15 protein-coding genes are annotated in these 20,188 nt (G+C 34.6%); 6 read left to right on the plus strand and 9 right to left on the minus strand.

Translation table 11 applies throughout. The features are described from left to right. Positions 1–64 precede the first annotated feature (64 nt). The 3 genes from ACQQ6V_RS03210 to ACQQ6V_RS03220 all read left to right on the plus strand — a co-directional run bounded on the left by ACQQ6V_RS03210 (position 65) and on the right by ACQQ6V_RS03220 (position 3,832). Positions 65–1,186 carry a sensor protein KdpD gene (locus ACQQ6V_RS03210; RefSeq protein WP_032131834.1) on the plus strand — a complete coding sequence of 374 codons (1,122 nt, stop codon included), beginning with the start codon at positions 65–67 and terminating at the stop codon, positions 1,184–1,186. Position 1,187: 1 nt separating this feature from the next. Continuing rightward, on the plus strand, positions 1,188–2,924 hold the full coding sequence (locus ACQQ6V_RS03215) for an ATP-binding protein (protein ID WP_283416138.1): 1,737 nt from the start codon (positions 1,188–1,190) through the stop codon (positions 2,922–2,924). An 80-nt stretch (positions 2,925–3,004) separates the two neighbouring features. Next, positions 3,005–3,832: an RteC domain-containing protein gene (locus ACQQ6V_RS03220; protein ID WP_448844114.1), complete on the plus strand. Its 828-nt coding sequence runs from the start codon at positions 3,005–3,007 to the stop codon at positions 3,830–3,832. A 262-nt stretch (positions 3,833–4,094) separates the two neighbouring features. Here the strand turns inward: ACQQ6V_RS03220 and ACQQ6V_RS03225 are convergent, their stop codons facing one another. The 7 genes from ACQQ6V_RS03225 to ACQQ6V_RS03255 all read right to left on the minus strand — a co-directional run bounded on the left by ACQQ6V_RS03225 (position 4,095) and on the right by ACQQ6V_RS03255 (position 11,133). Further along, the gene (locus ACQQ6V_RS03225) at positions 4,095–5,075 is read right to left on the minus strand and encodes a chorismate-binding protein (protein WP_448844115.1); all 981 of its coding nucleotides are present in this window, start codon (positions 5,073–5,075) and stop codon (positions 4,095–4,097) included. Position 5,076: 1 nt separating this feature from the next. Then, complete coding sequence (locus tag ACQQ6V_RS03230) at positions 5,077–5,499, minus strand: PaaI family thioesterase (RefSeq protein ID WP_448844116.1); 423 nt, start codon at positions 5,497–5,499, stop codon at positions 5,077–5,079. Positions 5,500–5,525: 26 nt separating this feature from the next. Continuing rightward, positions 5,526–6,092 carry a 1-acyl-sn-glycerol-3-phosphate acyltransferase gene (locus ACQQ6V_RS03235; RefSeq protein WP_448844117.1) on the minus strand — a complete coding sequence of 189 codons (567 nt, stop codon included), beginning with the start codon at positions 6,090–6,092 and terminating at the stop codon, positions 5,526–5,528. Between the two features lie 328 nt (positions 6,093–6,420). Beyond that, positions 6,421–7,245, minus strand: a complete 825-nt coding sequence (locus ACQQ6V_RS03240; protein ID WP_448844118.1) for a GLPGLI family protein — start codon at positions 7,243–7,245, stop codon at positions 6,421–6,423. A gap of 23 nt (positions 7,246–7,268) precedes the next feature. Then, complete coding sequence (locus ACQQ6V_RS03245) at positions 7,269–8,990, minus strand: PspC domain-containing protein (RefSeq protein ID WP_448844119.1); 1,722 nt, start codon at positions 8,988–8,990, stop codon at positions 7,269–7,271. Between the two features lie 4 nt (positions 8,991–8,994). Further along, positions 8,995–9,330: a PadR family transcriptional regulator gene (locus ACQQ6V_RS03250; protein ID WP_448844120.1), complete on the minus strand. Its 336-nt coding sequence runs from the start codon at positions 9,328–9,330 to the stop codon at positions 8,995–8,997. 513 nt (positions 9,331–9,843) lie between these two features. Next, positions 9,844–11,133 carry a dihydrolipoamide acetyltransferase family protein gene (locus tag ACQQ6V_RS03255; RefSeq protein ID WP_448844121.1) on the minus strand — a complete coding sequence of 430 codons (1,290 nt, stop codon included), beginning with the start codon at positions 11,131–11,133 and terminating at the stop codon, positions 9,844–9,846. A 384-nt stretch (positions 11,134–11,517) separates the two neighbouring features. Between ACQQ6V_RS03255 and ACQQ6V_RS03260 the strand changes: the two genes are divergently transcribed. The 3 genes from ACQQ6V_RS03260 to ACQQ6V_RS03270 all read left to right on the plus strand — a co-directional run bounded on the left by ACQQ6V_RS03260 (position 11,518) and on the right by ACQQ6V_RS03270 (position 17,718). Next, positions 11,518–14,112 carry a T9SS-dependent M36 family metallopeptidase gene (locus tag ACQQ6V_RS03260; protein ID WP_448844122.1) on the plus strand — a complete coding sequence of 865 codons (2,595 nt, stop codon included), beginning with the start codon at positions 11,518–11,520 and terminating at the stop codon, positions 14,110–14,112. A 113-nt stretch (positions 14,113–14,225) separates the two neighbouring features. After that, entirely contained in the window at positions 14,226–16,028 is a 1,803-nt protein-coding gene (gene typA, locus ACQQ6V_RS03265; RefSeq protein WP_448844123.1) for a translational GTPase TypA, read from the plus strand. A gap of 118 nt (positions 16,029–16,146) precedes the next feature. Beyond that, complete coding sequence (locus tag ACQQ6V_RS03270) at positions 16,147–17,718, plus strand: glycoside hydrolase family 10-like protein (RefSeq protein ID WP_448844124.1); 1,572 nt, start codon at positions 16,147–16,149, stop codon at positions 17,716–17,718. 216 nt (positions 17,719–17,934) lie between these two features. On the opposite strand, the gene ACQQ6V_RS03275 is transcribed toward ACQQ6V_RS03270, so the two are convergent. Both ACQQ6V_RS03275 and ACQQ6V_RS03280 read right to left on the minus strand, forming a co-directional pair. After that, on the minus strand, positions 17,935–19,110 hold the full coding sequence (locus ACQQ6V_RS03275; protein WP_448844125.1) for an oxygenase MpaB family protein: 1,176 nt from the start codon (positions 19,108–19,110) through the stop codon (positions 17,935–17,937). Between the two features lie 9 nt (positions 19,111–19,119). Beyond that, complete coding sequence (locus ACQQ6V_RS03280; protein ID WP_448844126.1) at positions 19,120–20,118, minus strand: glycosyltransferase family 2 protein; 999 nt, start codon at positions 20,116–20,118, stop codon at positions 19,120–19,122. Positions 20,119–20,188: the final 70 nt, after the last annotated feature.

Here is a 20,188-nt window from a genome sequence, read left to right on the forward strand (position 1 = left end):
TAATGATTCCCCTGGACAATTTGTCTAAGGGGAATTTGTAAATTTATATAAGCAAACAGATTGTATGGACGAAAGAAAAAGTGCAGAACATTTTTTAGACCTCATTCAGAAATCCCGAAGAGGAAAATTCAAGCTCTATATCGGGATGAGTGCTGGTGTGGGTAAAACCTATAGAATGTTACAGGAAGCACATACGCTATTGCGAAACGGTATCGATGTGAAAATCGGATATATCGAAACACACAAAAGACCAGAGACCCATGCTTTGTTGGATGGGCTTCCGATCATTCCACGCAGAAAACTTTTCTATAAAGGGAAAGAACTCGAAGAACTGGATCTGCAAGCCATTATAAACCTTCGTCCGGAAGTTGTGATTGTAGACGAATTGGCTCATACCAATATTGAAGGCAGCAATAACGAAAAAAGATGGCAAGATGTACTCGATATTTTAGATGCGGGTATCAATGTCATCAGTGCTGTCAATATTCAACACATTGAAAGTTTGAATGAAGAAGTACGGGAAATTACGGGGATTGATGTACAGGAACGTATTCCCGACAGCGTAGTCGCTCAGGCAGATGAGGTAGTCAATATCGACCTTACAGCAGAAGATCTGATAGATCGTTTAAAAGCCGGAAAAATTTATGAAAGCTCTAAAATAACAGCAGCACTTAATAATTTTTTTAAGAGCGAGCATATTTTGCAGCTTCGTGAGTTGGCGTTAAAGGAGGTAGCTTCGCAGGTGCAGCGAAAAGTAGAAACCGAAGTAGTATTTACAAGAAGTGTCAAAAAAGAACGTTTCCTGGCCTGTATCAGTTCAAACGAAAAAACTGCAAAAAACGTTATTAGGAAAACGGCACGATTAGCTAATTATTACAACAGCAAATGGTATGTGATGTATGTGCAAATACCTAAGGAAAGTTCTGATAAAATCGCTCTAGATAAACAACGGCATTTGATTAATAATTTTAAATTAGCTACAGAATTAGGGGCAGAAATAATTAAGGTGAAAGCAAAAAATACCACTAAGGCAATCATCAAAGAATGTGAAGATCGTAAGATAACAACAGTGTGTATAGGTAAACCACATTTAAACTTAGCTAAGATTATATTAGCAACTGACACATTTAATGCCTTACTGAACAAGCTGTCACAAGAAAATATTGATCTCGTAATACTATCATAAAATGAGAATTAAAGCAAAATTAACGGTTGGAGTTGGTGCTCTATTTTTACTGATACTGGCACTGGCAATTGTTAGTGGCTGGTATGTAAACCAACTGAAAAAAGACACTAATAATATCTTAGTTGCCAATTACAATACCTTACAGTATGCCCGCAACATGCTGTTGTCTTTGGAAGATGTTCGTTCAGACAAATCCGCTGTAGATACTTTTCAAAAAAATCTCGATCTGCAAAAGCAGAATGTAACTGAGATTGGAGAAATCGAAGCTACCAATCTTATCGTTAAACATTTTAAAGATTTAAAAGAAAACCCCGAAGATTCTATAGTTATATCATCCATAAGGAAAGACATCACGGAGTTAATGCGTCTAAATATGGAGGCGATCAACCGAAAAAGTGATATAGCCGATGATACAGCTCAAAAAGCAATTGTCATCATTTCAGTTACTGGTTCACTTTGCTTCCTGATTGCATTTATTTTACTGGTCAATTTGCCTTCTAATATAGCCAACCCGATTAAGGAATTAACCGATAGTATAAAAGAAATAGCCGGGCAGAATTATAAAAAGAGGGTGCATTTTGAAAGCCATAATGAGTTTGGTGACTTGGCAAAATCATTCAATACGATGGCGGAGAAGCTGGAAGAATATTCCGAGAGTAAGCTCGATAAAATCCTAAAAGGTAAAAAACGAATTGAAACGTTAATTGATAATCTTCATGATCCAGTTATCGGTATCGATGAAAACAAAAAAGTGCTTTTCGCTAATGAAGAGGCATTAAATATTTGTGGTCTAAAAAAAGAAGAATTCATTGGTAAACAAATACAGGATGTAGCCGTTACCAATGATTTAATTAGAAGTATTATCAAGGATATTTTTCTTCCAAAGCCCGAAAATGCTAAATCCGAACAATTAAAGATTTATGCAGACAGAAAGGAAAGCTACTTTGAAAAAGAGGTGGTGGATATCAACATCGTTCCAACCGGAGAAGCAGACAGTGAATTTATAGGTCAGGTTATTCTTCTGAGAAATATCACACCATTTAAAGAACTGGATCTGGCAAAGACCAATTTTATGGGAACTGTTTCCCATGAATTTAAAACACCTATTGCGTCGATACAGTTAGGTATTCAAATTCTGGAGAATGAAAAGACAGGTCACTTAAATGAGGAACAAAAAGGACTGGTTAATGGTATAAAAGACGATGCTGACCGCCTTTTAAGAATTACCGGAGAACTACTAAACATCACACAGGTTGAAAGTGGGGCTATTCAAATAAACTTAATTAGTTCAGAAATAAAGCCTATGATTGAATATGCTGTTAACGCAAATAAATCTGCTGCTGAGTACAAGAATATTAAAATCGATGTTGATATAGAGGATAATACACTGGTTGCTGCCGATAGTGAAAAAACGGCATGGGTTCTTACCAATCTCATCTCCAATGCCGTTCGGTATTCGTATGAGAATGCTACAATTGATGTCAAAGTTGAAAAGACAGAAAATCAAATAAGATTTTCTGTAACAGATACGGGTCAAGGCATACAACCTCAATTTTTGAATAAAATCTTCGAACGTTATTTCCGCATTCCCGGCACCAAAAAAGAAGGTACTGGTTTAGGCTTAAGTATCAGCAAAGAGTTTATTGAAGCTCAGGGAGGAAAAATCTGGGTAGAGAGTGAGTATGGTGCTGGTAGTACTTTTTGCTTTACGCTAAATTCCATAGATAAACACTTCTAACATATTAATACCAATAATTTTAAGTGTCCGAGCTAATATTTTATTTGGTTCGTTGTTGACATTTATATCATATTTTTAAAATGCATAAATTTTATAGAGATAAACTAAAAGAACTTGATGAACGAATTGAAGTATATAAAATTGAGTTTGATGAACCAATCCAACTGGCAGAGGCATCCGTTTCTCTCATCCTAAATTATCTTAAGGAAGTTAAACTATATGTTCTGGAAAAAGGATTTGACAAAGAAGAAGATGAAATATATTTCTTTAAAAAACTGAAGCCAGATATTTTGTCTAAATTAATATACTATAATGCTATTTTTAAGATTGAATCGAAAAAACCTCACGGCTCATATAAATTAATAAAAAAGTATCTTATCAACGAACAAATAAGGCTGAAAAAATACTTTGATAATAATTTGGAGTTTTATAAATACTATAGAACGAATAGCACTTTTTTGGATCAAAAATATTTTGTAAGGGGTAAACATGATATCAAGCTTAGCCTTGACACATATTTTTTTGAATCAGATCATAATTTTTCAACATCCCACGATTATAAAGTTGCAAAAATTTTGGCAAATGATTTAATACAAGTCTATTTGGAGGATCGGCTTTCCTACTTACAAAAAAGGAGCAAACCAATAAATCATTCAAATTTAAATTGGACCTCAAGTAAAACTGCATTAATAGAGTTAATTTATGCATTGCACTCTCAAGGAGTATTCGAAAATGGAAATGCAGATGTAAAGCATATTGCAAAGTATTTTGAAAGCATTTTCAATATCGAATTAGGTGATTTTTACCATACGTTTATGGAAATTAAATCTCGAAAAATAAATCGTACAAAATTTATTGATACCCTTAAACTTAGTTTGGTTCGAAAGATAGAAGAGTATGAAAAATAGATTTTAAAATCATTTTCTTTAAACTAATAGAACAGAATTAAATTTCATATATTTGCTATGAGCTAACGGAAACACGTTGAAAAGCAAAGCAATAAGCACCGTTACCAAATCGTTACCTGACTTTTTTGATAATCTTTATAAAAGCTTAGTATTCAACCGATACAGCTTTTTCCTGAAAACTTTAAAATATAAAACACCTTTCTGTTAGTTGTAGAAAGGTGTTTTTGGTTTTAAAAGTTATCTAAAATAGAGAAGTATAATTTTAAATAAATACTAAGTTATCTTGGATAGCCATAGCTTTTAATTCTGTCTCTTCCCATTCTTTTTTTGCATCACTTTTCGGGGTTATTCCGCCACCAGCATATAGAATAGCATAGTTTTTGAAAAACTCTGCACATCTAAGATTTACGAAATAATTAATCTCTTCCTCAGTTTCTACTTTGGTGTAGCCAGCGTAGAAATCACGGTTGACAAATTCTATGATCTTAATACCTTGTTGGCAAATTTCCTTCGGAAAACCGCATACAGCAGGCGTTGGGTGTAATTCTTTAATTAGATTTTCTACATCTTGTGGATAGACTTTTGCTGTAAAATCCGTTTTAAGATGTTTGATATTTCCAGAAATATGATCTTGTACTTTAGAAATATGAATATCGCTTGCAAACCGTTTTAGTATATTTTGAATATAATCTGTAACGGGTTTTTGTTCTTCAATTTCCTTATCTGTCCAAGGGGTTTCAACAGGCTGAGTGCCAGCAAGACTCATCGTCTCAAAGGTGTTGGTAAGTTTATTATATTTCCCTAATACTTCAGAAAATCCACCCATCCAACAAATGTTATCTTTCTCAAAAAGGTAACAAAAAGCATTAGGATATGCCTCGCAAAACTTAATAAAGCTATGAGATAATGATAGTTTTTTTTCTGTCGAAATATTACTGTAAAGCAACAGTTTTCTACGAGAAATAACTATTTTTTTTAGCTGATGTTGTTCTATAAAATCTATAGCCTGATGGATTTTATTAGCGTAAGAATCTTCGGTTTCTTTGTAGAGTTCTACAAATTCGCTTTTGGATTTAGGCGTAAAATCTTTAGCTAAAATATCTGCTATTTCAATTTTTTTTAATTGACCTTTGAAATCAATTTTTTGTTTTTTATCAAAAGAAACAAAACTTACCAATGGATCTATATTGGTCTCATCAGTCGTATAAAAATCGTCTGAAAAGGGAAGTCTGAAGTAAAGCATATTACTTACGAATCACGATATTAGTCATGGTAGTGTGGTTGGTAAGGTCACCTTTTTCGTTTCTAATTTCGATTTCAGAAAAATGAAGCGTCGCACCTTTTCTTACAAACTTTGCTTTTCCTGTTACAATACCTTTTGTAACACTTTTTAGATGATTACTATTGATGCTTGTACCTACTGCATAATATTTTTCTGTATCAATAAAGGCGTTAGAAAGGCAAGAGCCTAAGCTCTCTGCTAATACACAACTTGCGCCACCGTGTAACATGCCATAAGGCTGGTGTACGCGCCAGTTAACGGGCATTGTTGCGGTAAGGGAGTCTTCTGTTATGTCGGTAAATGTTATTTCTAAAACTTCTAATAAAGTCTTTTTATTCCATTCGTTAAGATGTTTTAGCATCTCTTCTTTTTTGGCTTGATCCATTTTTATAAAAGTAAATTAGATGATAATTAAAAGATTTTTGGATTCCATTTTTCAGGATGTTTAGGCGTTATTTTGGTATAATATTCTTGGATCTGAAGCATAACATCTTCGTAAGAACGAGACACAAGATCTTCATAACTTATTTTGTAACCTAAAAATACGGTGTTAGTCCCAAAATCTCCTGCAGCTAATACTAAAGGAACTTTTGCCTCTAGCGCCATATTATAAAAACCTCTTTTCCACTTTGGCACCCAAGATCTGGTACCTTCTGGTGTAATTACCAGACTGAAATCTTCTTTTTTGAACTCATTAGCAACAAACTGTACGAGATTATTTTTCTGAGAACGATCTATACCAATACCGCCTAAGGCTTTTACAATACCGCCATACCAAGCTTTGGTATGAGCATCTTTTATAATGATTTTCAGAGGTTTTCCTAGCTTCCAATAGGCGAGATTACCAAGAATGTATTCTATGTTTGCAGTGTGTGGTGCTACAACTAAAATACATCTGTCAAGATTATTAACATCGCCTTCTAGCTCAACCTTCCAACCAAGAATTTTCAGCACTAGGCTTCCAAAAAATTTCTTCATTATTAATTGATTTGAAATAAAAAAAGTATAACCAATAAGGGTTATACTTTACAAAGCTACATAATTTTAGCTTTAAATATTATGATATTTTATTAATATTTACACAAAATTATTTGTATAAAAATCAAAAGTCTTATCTAAAAAAGATTGGTGATGAAATCCATTATCTTAATGGCGATTTCTAAAACGATTTGTACCATAGTTTGTGATTTTGTGGTTACGAAATTAGTAATTATTTTTTATTTTCTATTATTTTAGATGTTATTTTTTTAATAAATAAATTGATTATGAGTTTTTTAGCTCAGCTATATCAGTTTTATTATTATTTTTAATTAAAGATTGGAGCATTATCCTTTTCTATATAGATGTATCGCTCTTTAATCATCTTTTGCATCATGGTTTTCTTTTTGTTGAGCTCGTCCAAGTTTTTAACTTCTTCATTTTTAAAAGAAACTGTATTACCATTTTTAACTTGATCGGTAAATGATTTTATTGGATTGTTATAAAATTCAACAAGATATTTGTTAAAAGATTCTCTCGTCGCGGGCATTGCTTTTTTATTATAATGCTGCTCTAAGAAATCTGATGTATCATAAGTGTCGCTTAGTTTTTTGTTGCCTGCAAGTGCGTAAATAAAGTCTTTGTTGCTGTCTTCTAATAAAAATATTAAACCAGGCAAACCTCTGAATTTATAAGGGCCTTCTGGGATGTTAATATCCTTAGCAAACCAAGCTGTCCAGCTTCTTCCTCCAAAATTAGTTGTCGCTTTCTGAAGCTTATAATTGTTATAAGTCTTGATTTCTGGATAAAGTTTCCAAGAGATTTCGTCTTTAGAATTGATGACAAAATAATCCATAAAATCTCTGTACCAAGAGTTCTGAAAGCTTCCGGGTTTTCTAATGATTAACTGATCCGTCTTGGTATTGGTCCTAGATGAAAATCCATTTTTATTGTTCTTATTGATAGAGTCATAATCCAAAAGATTTTTGTCGTAAAATTTGATGCTCTTAGGGTTGATATCCAAAACCATTATGTTTCTTCTGTAATCTTCTGTAGAATCTTTACGAGATTGTAGCTCATAGAAGAATCGGTTGGTTTGAGATTTGAATAACAATGACCCGAAAATAAATATTAATAAAAATGGATTTTTCATAAGTTGAGTTGTGTTATTGAGTGTTATTTAGCTTTGATGCTAACTTCATTTTTACCATCTTTGACAGAGATGTCAAGATTCTTAATGTCGGTGTCGCTAATTTTCATCTTCTTAAGCATAATTTCTGCAGAATCAGAATCTACTTTTTTGCCGTTAATGATAACATGATCTTTATCGTCAGAACTATATTCTATGGTTGTACCATTAATTTTGATTTTGTTCTTTTCGATTTTGATACCTTGATTATGTTTGTCATAATCGAAATCATCATCAATATCATCTAATTCATTATTATCTGCGTCATCTCTTACTAAGACATCATAGTTGTTATTTTTAACGATAGTCATATCTCTAGGAACGAATAACTCATAATTAATTCTGTAATTTCTAAAACGATGATCGTAAGGATAAGAAATGTAGTTAGGGAACATGATTTTATTGTTAACAACCTGGACAGGAACTCTTATTTTGATTGGTTGATTATAACCATTAGCCTCTTTTTTAATTAAAATATAAGGCATTTTAATTCCGTCTTTTCTTATCACATCTACAGAAGGATAATCTTTCTTGTAAATAACTTTTTTGTCAGAGTAGACGTTATCCCAATAATTTTTAAAGTTAGAAGGGATATTTATCTTGTTGCTTTCGATAATAAGACTATCAGAAGTTGTATTGATTGCAATATTTTCTGAGTCTTCATTGTAGCCTTCTGATCTCATGCTGATGTTAGAGGCGCTGTAAGCGAAAATCCCAACCAAAATAATCCAGATAATTCCAAAAGTACCTAAGACTTTGCCTATATAATTGAATTTGGTCTTAGGAGAGAATAACTTTATTGCTAATAGTAAAAATGCAACACCTACAATCACCACTGGGATCCCAGCAATAAAGAGTAATAAGTAACCAAGATTATTTTCTTCAAGATAAAAACCAAGATTATCATCCACATTAAACTTACCAAGATTAAAGGCTGCAATCATGACAAACAATCCAATAAAAGAGCCAGCTGCCATTAATGAAACCAATACCGCGAAAGTGTATTTTAAAATGTTCCAAACAGTGCCGCTTGCTTGGCTAATTTGAGGTTTGTTCTCGTTGTAAAACTCGCCAACACGCTGCGTAGAATCATTAGCGAATTGCACAATTTTGCTGGATTCTTCCTTTAAGTTGTCGAAGTTGAGTGGTTTTCCTTTCATTTTAAGGTAATCAGAAGCAGATGCTGCTTGTGGTAATACCATCCAAAGGATACCATAAAGTAAAACAACTAAGAAAGATGATCCTGGAGCGATCCATAAAAATAGAAATGCACCAATCCAGATTAATCTCATCCAAGTAATATCCATGTTGAAATAAGCTGCCAATCCTGCACATACACCAGCAATTTTCTGTTGTCCCGGATCCCTGAATAATTGCTTCTGGTCATTCTTATTGTATCCAGAAAAAGTGCTTTTATTCTTTGGTTTGCTTTCTGAGTAATAAGCTTCTTCTTGCTCATCAATTTGCTCTGGTGTACCAATCTGAGCGATAACTTTCTCTACGTCAATATCATTGATGACTTCACGTTTGCCAAGGCTATCTTTGAAGATTTCTACCATTCTTATCTCAATGTCGTGCATTACTTCATCTGCTTCATCTGCATCAAGAGAACCACGCAAAGCCTGTAGATAATCACTCAATTTTATATAAGCATGCTCGTCAATCACGAAAGAGAAGCCTGCGAGTGCTATAGATAATGTCTTGTTCATAATATTAGATTTTTGTGGTTTGTGTTATGTTGTTTACAGACTCTGTGAGGTCTTGCCAAGTATTTTGTAGTTCTTTTAAAAAAAGTGTGCCTTTTTCTGTAATTTGATAATATTTTCTAGGTGGTCCACTTGTGGATTCTTCCCAACGATAGTTAAGGAATTCTCCGTTTTTTAATCTTGTTAGAAGAGGGTAGAGCGTTCCTTCTACCACATCTAGTTTTCCTTTTTTAAGTTCATCTATAAGATCGGAAACATACATTTCTCGGCTTTGGATGAGGCTTAAAATACAGAATTCCAGAATGCCTTTGCGCATTTGCGCTTTTGTGTTTTCTGTATTCATAGTGTTATATGATTTTTAATGATCGGTTTTCTTAAAAGTTGATTAGACTTTTCGCACTTTAAGTAATATTACATAGCAAAGATATGGATAAACTTTAGTATTATGCAATACAAAGTAGTAAGTAAATTTAAAACTTTTTATTAACTGATTGATTATCAATGTTAAAAGTTTTCATTGTAATTTTAATGAAATTGAAAGTTATTATAAATTTGGGTTTTTATGTTGAGATATTGATGGTTATTGATGTGTTGTTTTGTTAAATAATAGCGTTTTTTCATTAAAAGAATGAAATTATATTAATGAACGCAAGGTTGCAGCCCGGCTCGAGCGAAACTCCTTTTGTTGTAGTGTAACGAAGACAAAAGAGTGGGAGCGGAAGACGGAAATAGCTGCCATAAAAAGCATTTTGAATCAAGTCAAATCCCTAATCTCAAATCATTAATTTGCTTGTATTATTATACAAAAAAACCTCCAGATGACTCTGAAGGTTATATTTATAAGTGCAAAATAGGATTACACCTCGGTGTTCATATCCCAATTTTGAAGGTAATCGTGTACGTGTTTTAGGAACATTCCGCCCAGAGATCCATCAACAACACGGTGATCGTAAGAATGTGACATGAACATTAATTGACGAATCGCGATTACATCTCCGTCTGCAGTTTCTAAGACAGCAGGTTTTTTTACGATTGCGCCAATCGCCAAAATCGCAACTTGCGGTTGTGGAATAATTGGCGTGCCCATAAGGTTCCCGAAGCTTCCTACATTAGAAATTGTGTAAGTCGCGCCTTGTGTGTCTTCTGGTCTTAGCTTTTTGTTACGCGCTCTATAAGCCAAATCATTAATGGCTTTTGCTAATCCTGATAATGATAATTGGTCAGCGTTTTTGATTACCGGAACAATCAAGTTACCGTCTGGTAATGCAGTTGCCATACCAATATTGATGTTCTTTTTCTTAATGATATTTTCTCCATTAATAGAGACATTAATCATTGGATAATCTTGTATTGCTTTTACAATCGCTTTAACGAAAATCGGCATGAATGTCAATTTTTCGCCTTCGCGTTTCTCGAAAGCGGCTTTATGTTTTGCTCTCCATTTTACTACATTGGTAACGTCTGTTTCTATGAAAGAAGTTACGTGTGGAGCAATCTGTTTAGCTTTTACCATGTTTTCTGCGATGATTTTTCGCATTCTGTCCATTGGGATAACTTCGTCTCCCGCAGCTACAGATATTGGTGTTGCTGGTGCAGTTGTATTAGGTTTTGCAGTTGCTTGTGGCGTAACTGGTGCTGGCTTATTACCTCTATTAGAAAGGTATGCTAAGATATCTTCTTTTGTAATTCGGTTTTCTAAGCCGCTTCCTTTAATAGTTTTTAGCTCTGCTTCTGATATATTTTCTTGCTGTACAATAGATTTTACCAATGGTGATAGGTGTAAGTCTCCAGACAATTCTACCGTGGTTGCAGATGCTTGTAAAGGCTGCTCTATAACTTGTAATACTTCCGCATCTGGTGTTGATGTTTCTGTAACTACTTCTGCCGTATTGCTAGAGTTATCGCCGTCGATCTCTAAAATAGCAATGGCTTCTCCGATTTTTGCAATGTCGTCCTTCTGTTTTAGGATTTTTACAATTTTACCAGAAACTGGCGTCGGTACATCAGAGTCTACTTTATCTGTTGCGATTTCTACTACAGAGTCATCTTCTTTAATGGTGTCTCCTTCGTTATAAAGCCAACTGATAATAGTAGCTTCCATCACACCTTCTCCCATTGAGGGAAGTAATAACTTATATTCAGCCATTTTTACTTTTTTGAATTTCAACAAAAATACATTTTTTTTTATTAAATGTATAATATGTCACATATTATTTTAATTGCATGATGTTATTGCCTGAGGTTGTTGTGTCTAAGTCTATTATTTGCGGACTTTATAAGTATAAAAAGGTGGCGTTTTTTGATTTTAGTGTTTGCGAATTAGTGTTGTTAGATTCTTATTTTTAAATAATCTTTAATTAATAGAATTGTAAAGTACTTTACTGATATGGTAATGATGTGTTTTATTTGTTTTGATAATTGTTAGTTTTCTTACTTTTTGTTGCGTTTTTTATTTTATAATTGATATATTTATACTTTTTTTAAGTAAATAAGCGTTTGGCTTGAGTTTTTAAATTTTAAATATGATAATATGAAGAACAAACTACTAACTCGCTCATTGGGAATTGGTGCACTTTTTTTTGTGTCGGTTCTTAGTGCGCAAGACACAGAGACAATTATTAGAGATTACATTGCTAAAGAAGCTAGTTTTAAAGAAGCTAGTAATAATTTGGATTTTAAAATTCTAAATGAGAATAATTCTCAAAGTTTGAAGTCTAATATTGTTGATATCCAACAGTATTATAATGGTTTGCCTATTTATAAAGCGCTAGGTAAAGTTGTTATCCAAAGTGGTAAAGTATTGACTTTACAAAATAATTTTGAGAAAAAGACCTATGCTTCAGACTATAAAAATAAGCATTCGGTGCTTGGGGCATTTCGTTCGATGATGGATAATCTTGGTTTGGCTTCAGAAAGTTATCAGCTGGTAGATGCTTCTGATGCTAAAGAAACTCAAGGTATTAAAAATGTATTTAATGAAACTTATTATGCGTTTAATGAGAATGATAAGTTGGTTCCTGCTCAATTATTTTTTGTTGATGATTCTGCTAATAATGCTTTTTGGTCTGTATTAGTTAACTTGGAGAATAATCAAATTATAGAAAAGTATAATATGGTTATTTCTTGTAGTTTTGATCATGATCATGCGGGAGATTTTACAGATGGAAATATAGCAGACTTTAATAATTCTTCATTAAGTGAATTAAAGGTAAAAGCTCTGGGATTTTCTAAAGCTGAGGTAGGTGATGCATCATATAATGTTTTTAAGTTACCAATAGAAGCTCCAACCTTTGGAGCTAGAGAGATAGTAAGTAATCCTTGGGATCTTAGCGCTTCTCCTCTGGGATGGCATTCTACCACTAACAAAAATTATACTAATACGCAAGGTAATAATGTCCATGCTTATTTTGATAACGTAGGCAATAATTCTTCTAACCCTGCAGATGATGTAGATGGTGGTGCTAATAGAATCTTCGATTTTCCATACACGCAAGGATTAACAGTTTCTGCGTATGATAATAAGCAATCTTCCATTACGAATTTATTCTATATGAATAATATGATGCATGATATATTTTATAAGTTTGGATTTACAGAATCGGCAAGGAACTATCAAGTTGATAATTTTGGTAAAGGAGGACTTGGTAATGATCCTGTAAAAGCAGAAGCCTTTGACGGAAGTGGATATAATAATGCTAATTTTAATCCAGGAAGAGATGGTTTTAGTACTGGCTCACGTATGCAAATGTATTTATGGAATGTAGGGCAAGTAGGCGTAAAACAAAAGCTATATTATAACTCTCCTCAAGATGCTGTTACTAGACCTGGTGTTAATGCTGGTCGAGCTGTGTTTGGTAAGCAGGTATTAGCCGTGCCAATAACAGGGGACGTGGTGGTAGCTTCTGATATTACGGGCTGTTCTAAAATTACAAATGATTTGAAAGGTAAGATAGGCTTGGTTAGTCATGTTAATACTTGTAATTATATTACTAAGGTTAAGAATCTACAAGATGCAGGTGCTACGGGTGTTATTATTTATAGAACTGATGTAGGCACGCCTGTTGATATGGGAGATGCTAGCCAAGGGACATCGGGTGTTCTTATTCCATCCATTATGATAGGTAAATCAGAAGGGGATTATCTTTTAGACCAAGTAAAGAATGGAGTTGTTGTTAATGTTAGTTTAAAAGATCTAGCATACGGTTACAGAAACTCAAGTTTTGATAATGCCGTAATTGCCCACGAATATGGACATGGTATCTCTAACAGAATGACAGGACAAGGCTTTGGTTGCTTGTCTAATCAAGAGCAAATGGGAGAAGGTTGGTCTGACTTTTTTGGGTTAATGGTAACTAATCGACCTGGATTTACGTCAACAACAGCCAGAGGCATGGGTACATATTCTAATGGACAAGGGACAACTGGACAAGGTATTAGAACTTATAGATACACGACAGATATGTCTGCTAATCCGTTTACATATGCTAGTACAAATAGTACAGGCGGACAAGCACATGCAGTAGGGCAAATCTGGGCAACTATGCTTTGGGATTTACATTGGAAAATGGCAGAAAAGTATGGTTATAATTATGATGTAACAGCTGATCCTAATTCTGGAAGTGCAAAGGCATTGCAATTAGTTATGGATGGATTAAAGCTTCAGCCTTGTAATCCTGATTTTGTGTCTGGAAGAAATGCTATTTTACAAGCAGATGCTCTTAAAGGAGGAGTAGATGAATGTCTAATCTGGGAAGTATTTGCAAAAAGAGGATTGGGATTGACTGCTTCATCAGGATCTCCAAGCAATATTTCTGATCAAGTAGAAAATTTTGACCTACCGGAGAAATGTAAACTAGCAATTAATGAGGTATCAAAAGATAAAGCTTATAATGTTTATCCCAATCCTGCTAAAGGAGAGTTTTTTATAAAAGGGAAGCCAACATTAAGCTTGGATAAAGTGAAAGTGGAGATCTTAGATGTTTCTGGTAAGTTGGTGAAATCTTTCGAAAGAAATAAAAATGCAATAGATGCTATTTCTACCAGAGGGATGGCTAAAGGTGTTTATATCATTAGTATTACAGAGGGAGGAAAGCCTATCCAGGCAGACAAACTTATTGTAGAATAAACAATTTTAATAAGGTCCATTTGAAAAAAAATGGACTTTTTTTATATTAATATATGATAACATTAAATGTTTTCCATAAAAAAACAGTAATTTTGCACCCGTAAAAATCATTCATGCAAAACATTAGAAATATTGCGATTATCGCACACGTTGACCACGGTAAGACAACTTTGGTTGATAAGATTATTCATGCTACCAACATTTTCAGAGAAAATCAAGAAAGTGGAGAATTAATAATGGACAACAACGATCTCGAAAGAGAAAGAGGAATTACCATTTTATCTAAGAATATTTCTGTTAATTATAAAGACGTTAAGATTAACGTTATCGATACACCTGGTCACGCCGATTTCGGTGGAGAAGTAGAGCGTGTTTTGAAAATGGCAGATGGTGTAATCCTGTTGGTAGATGCCTTCGAAGGCCCTATGCCACAGACAAGATTTGTATTGCAAAAAGCTTTAGAATTAGGTCTTAGACCATTAGTAGTTATTAATAAAGTTGATAAACCTAACTGTCGTCCAGACGAAGTTCATGATCAAGTATTTGATTTGTTCTTTAACCTAGAGGCTACTGAGGAGCAATTAGATTTCCCAACATTCTACGGATCTTCTAAGCAAGGTTGGTTCAATACATCATTAGAGCAGACGGATAATATTTTCCCATTATTAGATGGTATCTTACAATATGTTCCAGAGCCTAAAGTTGAAGAAGGTAACTTACAGATGCAGATCGTTTCTCTTGATTTCTCTTCTTTCTTAGGAAGAATTGCAATCGGAAAAGTAATCAGAGGAGAGATCAAAGAATCTCAATGGATAGGATTAGCGCAAGCTGACGGTAAAATATTGAAAGGAAAAGTAAAAGAACTTTACGTTTTCGAAGGTCTTGGGAAGAAAAAAGTAACTGAGGTTAAAGCTGGAGATATCTGTGCAATCGTTGGTTTTGATGCATTCCAGATTGGAGATTCTTTCGTAGATCTAGAAAATCCAGAACCATTGCCAAGAACTGCTATTGATGAGCCTACATTGAACATGACTTTCTCTATCAATAACTCACCTTTCTTCGGTAAAGATGGTAAATATGTAACCTCTAATCACCTTAAAGAAAGATTAACTAAAGAATTAGAGAAAAACTTAGCATTAAGAGTACAACAGACTGAAGATGCTAACACATTCTTGGTATTCGGTAGAGGTATTCTTCACTTGTCAGTTTTGATCGAAACAATGAGAAGAGAAGGTTACGAGATGACTATTGGACAGCCTCAAGTAATCTTAAGAGAAGTTGACGGTGTACAATGTGAGCCTTATGAATCTTTGGTAGTTGATGTACCAGAAGAATTTGCTTCAAGAGTAATCGACTTAGCAACTCAGAGAAAAGGTGATCTTCACATTATGGAAACTAAAGGTGAAATGCAACACATGGAGTTCGAGATTCCTTCAAGAGGTCTTATCGGATTGCGTTCTCAGATGTTGACAGCTACAGCAGGTGAAGCTATCATGGCACACCGTTTCACAGAATATAAGCCTTTCAAAGGTGCTATTCCTGGAAGAAGTAATGGTGTATTGATTTCTAAAACTCAAGGTCCAGCTACAGAATATTCTATTGCAAAACTACAAGATAGAGGTAAGTTCTATGTTGATCCGGGTGAAGAAATCTACGCAGGTATGGTTATCGGTGAGCAAAACAAACCAGGTGATCTAGTGGTAAACATCGTTGAAGCTAAGCAATTGAACAACATGCGTGCTTCTGGTAAAGATAAAGATACAGGTGTTGCGCCTAAGATCTTATTCTCTCTAGAAGAATGTATGGAATATATCCAAGCTGATGAAGCGATCGAGGTAACTCCTAACTTTATCCGTATGAGAAAGAAAGTTCTTTCTGAAGAAGAAAGAAAAAGAATCGAAAGAAACGCGAAATAATATTTATTTCGTCATAAAATACTTAAAAGCCCCTAATTTTGGGGCTTTTTTATTTATCTTTCCATTTCATTTTTAATTTTACTAATTAACAGTTTACAAGTCAGAAGTTACAAAGCCTATGAATCATCGTTTTTTGAAAATATTTGTCTTTTTATTATTGTCGCTTTTTATTATAGAATCATGTTCTACCAAAACAAAACCGGTACAGAATGTTAAGCCTCCAAAAGTAGTAAAGCCTACACTTCCAAAAGTAGAAACAGCAGTAGAAGATGCTTTTAGAGTAACATTACCAGCGGTTAACAGAGAGTTTAGAGGAGCTTGGGTCGCTACAGTTGCTAATATCAATTGGCCGTCAAAAAATTCTTTAACTACAGAACAACAAAAAGCTGAAGTTATCAAGTTATTAGATTTGTTGAAAGATAATAATTTTAATGCTGTAATTTATCAGGTAAGACCTTCTGCAGATGCTATGTACAAGAGTAACATAGAGCCTTGGTCTTATTTTATCACTGGCGAAATTGGTAAAGAACCTTTCCCATATTATGATCCGTTAGAGTTTTGGATAGAAGAGGCTCATAAGAGAGGATTGGAGCTGCACGTTTGGCTTAATCCTTACCGTGCTCATCATTCTGGTGGTGGCAAGGTAACGAGTAAATCTCTGGTTAACACGATGCCAGACAATATTGTTAGACTAAAAAACGGAATGTATTGGATGGATCCAGCGAGTAAAGAAACGCAAAATCATGTTTCTAGAGTCGTTAATGATCTTGTGAAACGTTATGATATAGATGCAGTACATTTTGATGATTATTTTTATCCTTATGCTAGCTACAATGCTGGTGCAGATTTTCCAGATAACAAAACCTGGACGGCTTATAAAAACATTGGAGGTAACTTATCCAGAGCAGATTGGAGACGAGATAATGTTAATCAGTTTGTGGAGAGAATGTACAGAGAAATTCATGCTGAGAAAAGCTATGTCAAATTTGGGATTAGTCCATTTGGAATTTGGAAACCTGGTTACCCAGAGGGGATTAAGGGATCTTCTCAGTTTGATGAGTTGTATGCAGATGCCAAGTTATGGCTTAACAAAGGTTGGGTAGATTATTATGCGCCGCAATTATATTGGCCGATTAACTCACCGGGACAAAGCTTTCCAAAATTACTATCTTGGTGGCAATCAGAAAATAATTTTAACCGTCATCTTTGGCCAGGACTTAATACCGTTGAGGTTAAGGCTGCTGATAGACCAACAGAAATTGTTAATCAAGTTAAAGAAACCCGTGAGATTGTGAAAAATAGTCCTGGCGAAATCCATTGGAGCATCGCAGGATTATCCAAGAATTATAGTATGCAGACTGCTCTTAAGAACAATGTGTATCAAGAAAAAGTATTAGTGCCAAGAAGTCCTTGGCTTAAGATTGAAACCATAGAAATGCCACATTTAACGGTAAATACTGACGCTCAAACGGTAAAACTAAATTGGAGTACTAAGAAACCGAAACAAGTATTTCAGTGGGTTTTATTTGCAAAATATAATGACACTTGGGAGACGGAAATCTTAACATACGGGACACTTTCTAAAGAATTGATGAAAAGCAAAAACGGAAAATCCCTAAACGCTGTCGCCATAAAAGCCATCGACCGATTGGGTAATGAAAGCGATTATAGCGCTAAGAAAATTAAGTGAACTTAGATAAACTTACAAACCGTGTTCTTTAGAATGCGGTTTTTTTTTATGCTGTATTTTTCAGGAGCAATTCCCGCTATCCGCTGTATCTTTACTGGGCTCACTCGGACGGCTACGCTACGCTCCGCCGCCTCATTCGCCCAGTAAAGGATGCCACTTCTATCGGGGCTATAAGCGGGTGCTTGTTGTATGATGGATAAAGAAAAGGAGGACGTGTTATTTAATTTTCCCTTGGATATAATCTCGAATAAATTCTTGTTTTTTACGGCCTTTCAATCTCATTTTATCGTAAAATTTTGGATTGTTATTCGCTCGTTTTTCTAGAAAGTAATTGGAGATTCTAGAAAGTAATGCTGCATTAAATTTTGATCTTCGCAATCCTAAAAATTGGCAATCATCCATTCCTAAAAAGTAGTTATTGTAAGACAGATGGATTTCTTTCATTAGTTTTCTTTGCCAAGCTTTCTCAGGATAACGAGCGAGTAGAGGTTCGTCCATTAATGCGGTTGCTAAGGTTTTGGTCTCCTCATCAGCATCCAGTTGGCAGATAGACCATTTATACAACAGAGTAATTGCTTGTTGTTCTGTGTCGGCAAGGAGCTTGGGGTCTATGCCTAATAAGAATCCAACATATTTCCAAAAGTGAAATAAGCCATCAATCTCTTCCTGTGACGGATTGAAGTTAAGCTTTCTCAAGCCATCCAAGAATATTAATGAGAAGCCAAGATTAGTGGCCTGCATATCCCACAGATTAAGAGGTTTTCCCCAGTCGTGCGAGTCCCAGTCGGCTTTTTCAAGAATCATCAACCGTGAGTAAGAATGCAGTAATCTGATTTTAATAATAGATTTGAACCCAATTTCATGTCTATCTAAAGCGTTTTTTCCTGTGATGTTAATCCAGAACTCAGTCGTTTCTTCCAATCGCTTTGCTGCACCTTTTTTCAGCGCACCCGTAAAGATTAAAGGTTTGTTAATTGGTGTGGAGCGATAGCCACTCATTAGGCTATAATTTCTAAGGACGATTAATCCAAGATCAGCCGAGCGATTGCAAAAGTTAGTACCATGATGGATGAGATTGTGATCTAACCAGTCAGGGATTTTGTCAACTTCGGCAAAGAGTTTAATCAAGCTTTCTGGAGCGTTGTCAACTTTGTCAATACCTTGTTCTAAGGCAATAGTAAGCAATTGGTCAGCTTCTTTGTAACCTAACTTTTGATAAGTATCTTTTACAACCTGATCTGCCAAGTCATCAACGATATTCAATAAATAAAGCTTTTCTAAACTATCCTTTTGCTTGGGAAGTTCTATTTTATCCAAAAGAGATTGTCCTAAGGTATTCCAGTATTTAGTATATAAAGGAGATGGATAAGAGAATCTTTTTGGGGTTGTCATAATTTATTTTTAATGATAAAAATGTGTAGGGAAGGCATCTTTAGGATCTTGTTTTAGGATATTAAGTTTTATCCAAGATTTAAGAAATCCGTAGCCGTAAGAAAACATTTGGATATAAGTAGAGATAATCGCCATAGTAGCGATGCTGATATTCTTGGTAACAATTAATGCATGCCCAAAAACTAAAAATGTATATAATCCGTATAGGGCTAGGATGTAAGCGTAACCCCAAACAAAATAATGGAAAATCCCCATCGCATAACCAACTAAAAACACTGTTGGAAACCAAAATGTAAGCTTGGTGTACTGTGGATGTCTTTGGTTAAGAATTGGACGTGCTACCCCAAATTGATAGACTTGCTTGGAGAATCTCCCAAAATCTGTTCTGCGTTTGTGATAGACGCCAATGTTATCGTAAAATTTAGTTGTGTAACCATTTTCCCAAAGCGTCATAGACAGATCAGGATCTTCGCCAATTCTCATATCAGAAAAGCCACCAATCTTATTAAAAATTTCTCGGTTAACGCCCATATTAAAACTTCTTGGCTGAAACTTAGCCACCGCTTTCTTATTCCCTCTAATGCCACCCGTTGTAAACACAGAGGTCATGGAGTAGGAGATTGCTTTCTGCATCAGATTGAAACCTTTGTGCGCTTTGTCATTCCCTCCGAAGGCATCGCAAGGATCGGATTGTAAATCTTTTTTGATATTTTCTATGTAATCTTTCTCGACAATCACATCAGAATCTACAAAAACTAACCAGTCATTTTTGGCACGTTGAGCACCGTAATTTCTAGATAATCCAGGCCCAGAATTGGTTTTCTTAAAGTATTGAACATCCAGACGTTCTTCAAAAATAGGGATGGTCGGTTTAAGATCTATGATTGATCCGTCATCCACGACAATTATTTCAAAATCTTTATCGGACTGTTGCGATAAGGATGTTAGCAATTCGAAAAGTTCGTCTTTTCTGTTATAGATGGCGATAACGATGGATATTGTTGTCAATGGTCGGTTTCTTACTGCGATTAGTGATGCAGATATTATTAGTCAAAAATATGGAATAAATTAAAACTAA

The sequence above is a fragment of the Chryseobacterium electrogenes genome (assembly GCF_053553015.1).